General features: G+C 57.2%; 11 protein-coding genes. 10 read left to right on the forward strand and 1 reads right to left on the reverse strand.

What is annotated here, in order from left to right; genetic code table 11:
- From RT018_RS08590 to RT018_RS08615, 6 genes are all read left to right on the forward strand, one after another.
- The coding region (locus tag RT018_RS08590; protein WP_312941044.1) for a phage tail tube protein at positions 1-238 on the forward strand (238 nt) is incomplete at its 5' end.
- A 1-nt stretch (position 239) separates the two neighbouring features.
- A complete protein-coding gene (locus tag RT018_RS08595; protein WP_312941046.1) occupies positions 240-641 on the forward strand; it encodes a phage tail assembly chaperone in 402 nt (133 codons plus the stop codon).
- A gap of 29 nt (positions 642-670) precedes the next feature.
- Positions 671-799: a hypothetical protein gene (locus RT018_RS08600; RefSeq protein ID WP_312941048.1), complete on the forward strand. Its 129-nt coding sequence runs from the start codon at positions 671-673 to the stop codon at positions 797-799.
- Positions 800-862: 63 nt separating this feature from the next.
- Positions 863-2,572 (forward strand): hypothetical protein, encoded by a 1,710-nt coding sequence (locus tag RT018_RS08605; protein ID WP_312941050.1) that lies wholly within the window; start codon positions 863-865, stop codon positions 2,570-2,572.
- 4 nt (positions 2,573-2,576) lie between these two features.
- Positions 2,577-3,215 carry a LysM peptidoglycan-binding domain-containing protein gene (locus RT018_RS08610; RefSeq protein ID WP_312941052.1) on the forward strand — a complete coding sequence of 213 codons (639 nt, stop codon included), beginning with the start codon at positions 2,577-2,579 and terminating at the stop codon, positions 3,213-3,215.
- 124 nt (positions 3,216-3,339) lie between these two features.
- A complete protein-coding gene (locus RT018_RS08615) occupies positions 3,340-4,326 on the forward strand; it encodes a hypothetical protein (RefSeq protein ID WP_312941054.1) in 987 nt (328 codons plus the stop codon).
- Between the two features lie 38 nt (positions 4,327-4,364).
- Here the strand turns inward: RT018_RS08615 and RT018_RS08620 are convergent, their stop codons facing one another.
- Complete coding sequence (locus RT018_RS08620; protein ID WP_312941056.1) at positions 4,365-4,829, reverse strand: DUF2500 domain-containing protein; 465 nt, start codon at positions 4,827-4,829, stop codon at positions 4,365-4,367.
- A 62-nt stretch (positions 4,830-4,891) separates the two neighbouring features.
- Here RT018_RS08620 and RT018_RS08625 point away from each other — a divergent pair, with 62 nt between their 5' ends.
- The 4 genes from RT018_RS08625 to RT018_RS08640 form a co-directional block, all read left to right on the forward strand.
- Positions 4,892-5,050 carry a hypothetical protein gene (locus RT018_RS08625; protein ID WP_312941057.1) on the forward strand — a complete coding sequence of 53 codons (159 nt, stop codon included), beginning with the start codon at positions 4,892-4,894 and terminating at the stop codon, positions 5,048-5,050.
- Positions 5,050-5,265, forward strand: a complete 216-nt coding sequence (locus RT018_RS08630) for a hypothetical protein (protein WP_312941060.1) — start codon at positions 5,050-5,052, stop codon at positions 5,263-5,265. The genes RT018_RS08625 and RT018_RS08630 overlap by 1 nt, the downstream gene beginning before the upstream one ends.
- Positions 5,262-5,681 carry a DUF2634 domain-containing protein gene (locus RT018_RS08635; protein WP_312941061.1) on the forward strand — a complete coding sequence of 140 codons (420 nt, stop codon included), beginning with the start codon at positions 5,262-5,264 and terminating at the stop codon, positions 5,679-5,681. The genes RT018_RS08630 and RT018_RS08635 overlap by 4 nt, the downstream gene beginning before the upstream one ends.
- Positions 5,674-6,637 (forward strand): baseplate J/gp47 family protein (locus tag RT018_RS08640; RefSeq protein ID WP_312941062.1); only part of this gene is annotated, 964 nt, incomplete at its 3' end. The genes RT018_RS08635 and RT018_RS08640, both read left to right, overlap by 8 nt.

Raw genomic sequence — 6,637 nt, forward strand, 5'->3', positions numbered from 1 at the left:
GATTTACAGCCGGGGCAGCGACGACGTGGAGCAGGTGCAGGCGGGCCGCGATGTGCGCAAGACGCTGGTGGGCGCGCTGGCCGACCCGGACGCCTTCGGCGCGGAGCGCATCGCCGTGTACGGCGTGAGCTATGACGAGGTGACGGTGATGGACTGGGCCGCTGCCAAGGAGGGTAGCATCACCATTCCCTTTACCGCCACCCGGGTGGAATATCTGGACAAGATTGAGGCGCAGTAATATGAGCGACGATTTGAAGAATCTCAGCGTGCTGGAACTTCTGCTGAAGCCGGAGCTGCCGGACGTACGGAAAGTGCTGCCGGAAAAGCAGGTGGAGGTGGCCCGGCTCAGTGAGCTTGCGGGGACCCCGGTAGTGTTCACGCTGCGGGGCCTGAGCTATGATCAGGTGCGGCAGGTGCAGGAAAAGCCCCGGAGCGATCAGGCGGCCTTCGGCGTGCTGTATGGCTGCGTCAGCCCCAAGTGGGGGGATGCGGCGCTGCTGGATAAGAACAAAGGCATCGCCACGCCGGTGGACGCCATCAAGGCGCGGCTGATCTCCGGGGAGATTGACGAGCTGTACATGGAGATTCAGCAGCTTTCGGGGTATCTGCGCAGGACTCTCGGTGAGGTAAAAAACGGCTAGAGGCGGGGGACGACCCGGAGCTGTCATTATTGTTTTACCTGTTCCGCGACCACCACTGGCCGCTCAGCGAGCTGAAACGCCTGTGGGAGGCGCGGGACGGGTGGCAGGAGATCATCCGGGAGTTTTCCGCCTTTGAGTGCGAGCTGCACAGCAGGTGATAAAAAAGCCGCCCTCCCGGCGGGGAGGGCGGCGGCAAAGCCAACAGAAACGAGGTGAGGCGCATGGCGGAGATATCCATTTCATTCAAGGCGAGCGAAAACGTCAGCCAGGTTATGCTCACAATTACCTCCAGCGCGAAATTGCTGAGCAAAGAGCTTGAAGAACTGGAGCGGCGCGGCAAGACGCTTCGGTCCGAAAACGATAAATTACAAAAAAAGTTCGGTCTGCTGAACGAAGAAATCATCACGGTCCGGGATTCCGTCAAAGAGGCCGAAAAAGTTTTTAAGATGACCGGAGACACAACTGACGGCATTGAGTTATCCAATGCGGTGGAGGAATACGAGCGTCTGGTATCCGCGATCAACGAGACGAAAGATGCTTCCGGAACCATGACGGACGCCATAAAGAGCAATGCAGATGAAATGAAAAAGCTCCTTGACAAAGCCACTCAGGCAAGCGGAGGTGTCGAAAGCGGAGAATCCATGTCAAAAGATTCTGAAGGCAATTTGGTCACCAAATTGGCAAAAACCAAAGTGTTTGAAAATCTGGGGAACAGCGTTGCGGATATGGCTGGTACGCTGGTTGGGAGTGCATTGGGAGAGTCGACGGCTTCGGCCGTAGGCAAAACTCTGTCTGGGACGTTATCGGGGGTGGCGGCTGGAGCGAGTCTCGGAATCCCTGGGATGATTGCGGGTGGAATCATTGGCACATTTACTGGTGGATTAAATGCATTAAATGAATCTTTTAAGCAACAGGACGACGCGTTTAAGGAATATTACAAAAATCTGTATGAAACGGGAAAAGCTAAAACGGCGGAAGATCTTAAGGCCGGCATAACGATTGCCATAAGTCAAGACCCGGAGTACGAAGCAAAAGTAAGCGCCCTTGACAGTACGCTGAATGAAATTAAATCCGCGGGCGGTAAAGGTTACATAGAAGAGCGGCAGGATTCTATTGACGCAAGCCTAAACGCCTACGACGGGGTGCTGGGAGACAAACTGGCGGAGCTGAGCGCCGTGGGTGGAACGGTGCAGGCATATGGCGAAAACATGCAGGACCAGTATCAGCTGGAGGCGCTGAGCGCATTACTGCTGGGGGAAAAGACCACTGCCTTCACGCCGGAAGACGCGGCGGCTCTGGAGAAGATGCGGGCGCAGTATCAGGCGGCGGAGGAGGACTGGAACAACGGCAGCATGGAAGCCGGGCAGGAAATGACCAGGCTGAAGGAGCAGGCCGAGGCTCTGGCTACAACGGCGTTTGAATCCAGCGAGTGGTCGGAAAAGCTGCATGAGGCGGAGTTGGACCAGATTGAAGCCACACGAAACTTGACCGCAGGAATGTCGGCAACCACACGCCAACTGGAGATTAGCAATGAATTTTCAAAAGGGCTTGCCGGCAGCGGAGACTACGAAACCACAGGCCGCGTTACTGGCCGCTCCGACAACACGGAAGCACACAATCAAGACTATACGTCTCCGTCAAGTGGCATTTCCGGTCGCTCCAACACTTGGGACAATAAAAGCTCCAACACGTTGGAGCATAAAGGCTCCCGCCCCTTTGGACTCCAGGGGAAGCTGGAGACGGAGCGGAATCTGCTTCATCAGGACGAGACGGTAAAGAAAGCGGCGAAAAGCCGCGCCGAGGGTGGAGCGTCCGGCCTCAAGGTTGAGTTCACCGGGCCTATCACCGTTCGGAAGGACAGCGACTTGAACGAGGTTGCGGACCGGATTTATAAACAGCTTCTGATGGCACGACTGAGAGCGGAGGGTTAACGGTATGCAATTTTGCTTTCGGAGCGTAAAAACCAATTTAACGCTGAATATGCCCGTGACGCCGGACCGGTTCATGGTGGAGGCCGGGCGCAGCGTGACGGTGCTGAACATGGCCCAGACTGGTCAGGCGGCGTTTTCAGGATTGTCGGCTTTGTTTAATGAACAGCTTGAATTTCTACTGCCGTCTGAATCTCGGAATTACACGCAGGGAGAGTACAGCGGGGACCCTTACGCTGTGGTGGACACACTGGTGAGCTGGTCGGAGGCGGGGGAAGTGCTGCGGCTGATTATCACCGATACGCCAGTTAATGTGCCCATCTTACTCGGGCCTGTGCGTTACGGTGAGCAGGACGGCACCGGGGACGTCTATGTGACATTGTCCATGCGGCGCTATCGGGATTTAAAGGCGGAGACGGCGGGCGTCACTACCGAAACCGGAAACAATTCCCGCTCTCCTGCGCGGGCGGAACAGACGGAGCGGGTCCATACGGTGGTGAAGGGGGATACCCTGTGGGGGATTGCCCGGAAGCAGTATGGGAACGGGGCGCTTTGCTGGAAGCTGGCCAGCTACAACGGAATGAAAAATGCGAACCTGATCTATCCAGGGCAGCAGGTGAAATGCCCGGATAAGGGCAAATTATGAACGCATCCATCGACTCAATCCTCCACAAACCAGCGCAGCGTTTGTGGAGGAAGAGGACGAGCGCCGGAATAGGCGAGCTTTGGCCGCAGGCTGAAGCAGGGAATATGGAGGAGGTGAGGACGAGGTGGCATTTGATGACTTGCTAAAAATCCGAACATGGAGTCTGGACGGGAAAAAGACGGAGCACATCACGCCGTTTGTGCAGAGCAAGGCGTGGAGTGGGAGCTACACGGACTGCGCCCGGCAGCTTTCCTTCAGTGTGACCCCGGAAGCACTGTGCGAGCTGGGTGGGCTGACGCGGCTGTACCATGAAGCGGACATCCTGTTTTCTGGGCACATCGTATCCCGGCAGCGGGACAGTCTGGGGGAAACCGTGGACTGCACGGCGTTGGACAATGGCCGGTTTTTGAAACGCAACAGCACCTATTTGGCGGTGCGCAATCAGACGCCGGAGGCGGTGACACGGCAGCTCTGCCGTGAGTTTGGCATCCTGACCGGCAGTATTGCGGCAACGGAAGTTTCCCTCAGCCGCAACTTTCTGGGCGTGAGCCTGTATCAGATCATTCAGACGATGTACACGTTGGCGTCGGAGCAGAACGGGAAACAGTATCAGATTCGCTTCTTGTCCAATCAGCTTCAGGTTGTGGAAAAGGCCATCGGGGCGGACAGCCTGCGGCTAGTTCCGGGGAGCAATCTGCTCTCCTGCACCAGCGCCGACAGTCTGGAAAAGCTGGTGACCCGGGTTGGGGTGTATGACGACAACAATAAGCTGACCACTCATTTTGACAGCCCTAATAATTACGTGGCGCTGTACGGCCTAATGCAGCAGGCCATTCAGGCCACCAACAGCGAAAAGCCGGAGACGACCGCCAAGCAGCTTTTAGAGGACAACGGCATTGAAACTACCATCACGGCCCAGTGCATTGGAAGTCCCAAGCTCATCACTGGCAATGCGGTGGTGGTGGAGGAGTCAGTCACGGGGACTTACGGCCAGTTTTGGATCACGGCGGACAGCCACAGCTTTTCTGAAGGCGTGTATCGGACCAAGGTATCGCTGGATTTCCGCAACCTAATGGATAAGCAAACGGCGGGCAGTGTTCCCCAAAAATAAAAAGATGACCGGAAAACCGGCCACCTGTCTGCTGTTTGTTATCCATCACCGCGCTCAAATCCAAGATAGCGTGTACCTTGAAAGGTCAGCTTCCCAGTATCCTGCTCCGTCAGCATTCCGTACTCAGTGCCCTGAAGGGTGAATTCCATACGGTCACCGCTGGCAACCTGAAAGGTGACGTAGTACGTAGTCGAAGAGGATGTATAAGGCGCATTGTTTGCGCCGGTGTGATGGTGGTGCGATACGTCTGAACGTTTAGCGACAACGGAGGCATCCACGGTAAGCACCGGAGAAGCGTTATTCTTTTTCCACTGCTGAGCTCCTTTGGCTGCCCGTGTAATGAGAATTACAAGCATCACAATAAATGTGGCCCCAATAAATAATGGGACGACACTAAACATAAGACCGCTCAGTCCACCGATGCCGTATGAGAACACAATAACCCCACCTTTAAATAATATTGGTTTTAGAATACCATTCTTACCGGCAAGAAGCAAGGCCATTTGCAAAGGTATCCAAATTGGACACAAGTTGAAGCGAAAAATGCGAAAGGAGCGAGGACGACATGAAGGGTGATCCATTCAGCGGCCTATACAATCTGATGCGGATAGCCGGGCAGGAGGACGCCTCCACCGGGGCCGCCCGGTTGCGGCGGGGCACGGTGCGAACCGTCTCCCCGCTGACCATCGACGTGGCGGCGACGCCGGACACGCGGAAAAGCTGATGGTATCCGGATCCGGTGTTTCCGGGGCGCTGGACATCTCTGCAAGCTGCCCCATGGGGAGCCATGACAGTATGTCCATTCTTCGTGGCACAGTGACGCTGAACGCCGTGGCTACACAGGACGGTCCGGTGCTAAAGGCGGGCGACGAGGTGCTGCTGATGACGGCGGACGACCAGACATTTTACATCATTGACAAGGTGGTGAGTTGCGTATGAGCGTTATTTTCCCGGCAGTCCAGCCGGAAGCAGAGGAGGCTGCCAGCGTCTTGCCGCTGGCGCAGGAGGTCAAATGGGACTATCAAACAGGCACGCCGGTATTCTCGGCGGGTGCCCCGGTGATTGTCACTGGCGCGGAAGCCGTGAAGGTTTGGTGCTGGAAGGCGCTGAAAACGCCCCGGTACCGCTACGACGTGTACTCTTGGGCTTACGGCAGCGAAGCGGAGGACTTGATTGGGCAGGCGTTTGCGGCGGACGTGAAACGCAGTGAAGCGATCCGGTACGTCCGGGAGGCGCTGCTGGTCAGCCCCTACGTCACTGGCGTTGGGGAAATAGCCGTGGAGTTTGCGGGAGACCGTCTGACGGTGCAATGCTCCGTCAGCACCGTTTATGGGGAGGTGGATTTAAATGTATGAAGATTTGACAGAGGAGCAGGTAAAAACCCGGATGATTGCGCGGCTACAAACGCCGCTGCTCACCGGTGAGGGCAGTTTTACCGGCGACATCCTTGCTGCCACTGCTGTGGAGCTTTGCCAGTGTTATCACGCCATGGATGCCATGGTTCCCGCGTTTTACGTGGATGAGACTAGTGGGCAGTACATTGACAAGCAGGCGGCTGTGGTGGGCATCACCCGCAAGGCAGGAACCCTCGCCGTTTGTTCGGTGACATTCACTGGCACGGATGGAGCCGCCATCCCGGCGGGTGCTCCGTTTTACACGGCGGCAGGACTGACCTTTTATCTGGCCGGAGCCGTCACCATCTCCGGCGGCACGGCCACGGGGACGCTGACAGCGGCGGCGGTGGGCGCGGCCTACAACATTGCCGCAGGAGAAATCGTATCTACCCTGCGCAATTACAGCGGTGTGACTGCCTATGCAAACGGCGCGGCCACGGGCGGCACGGACGCAGAGACGGACACAGCGCTGGTGGAGCGATATTATTCCCGAATGCGCCGTGCGCCCACCTCCGGAAACCCCTATCACTATCAGATGTGGGCGGGAGAAGTGGACGGTGTGGGCTATTCCCGGGTCATTTCCAGGTGGAACGGAGCGGGGACGGTCAAGGTGCTGCTGGCGTCGCCCGAAGGCGGCGCAGTGGACGCGGAGACAGCGAGCACGGCGGCTGCCCACATTGAAAATGCCCGGCCGGTTGGCTCCACGGTGACCGTGCAGTCCGCCACGGCCAGAAGTCTGGCCGTCGGCGCTGACGTCACCATTGACGGAACCACCACGAAAGCGGCGGTGCAAGAGGCGCTGAAAGAGGCCGTGGGGGCCTACTTCAAGTCTCTGGTATCCGGCAGCTTCACCCGCAATCTGGACGCGGAGCGGGACACAGTTGCAGAGCAGACCTACTCCGTCCTTTACAACCGGG

This window comes from Oscillibacter sp., assembly GCF_032060045.1.
GTDB lineage: Bacteria > Bacillota > Clostridia > Oscillospirales > Oscillospiraceae > Oscillibacter.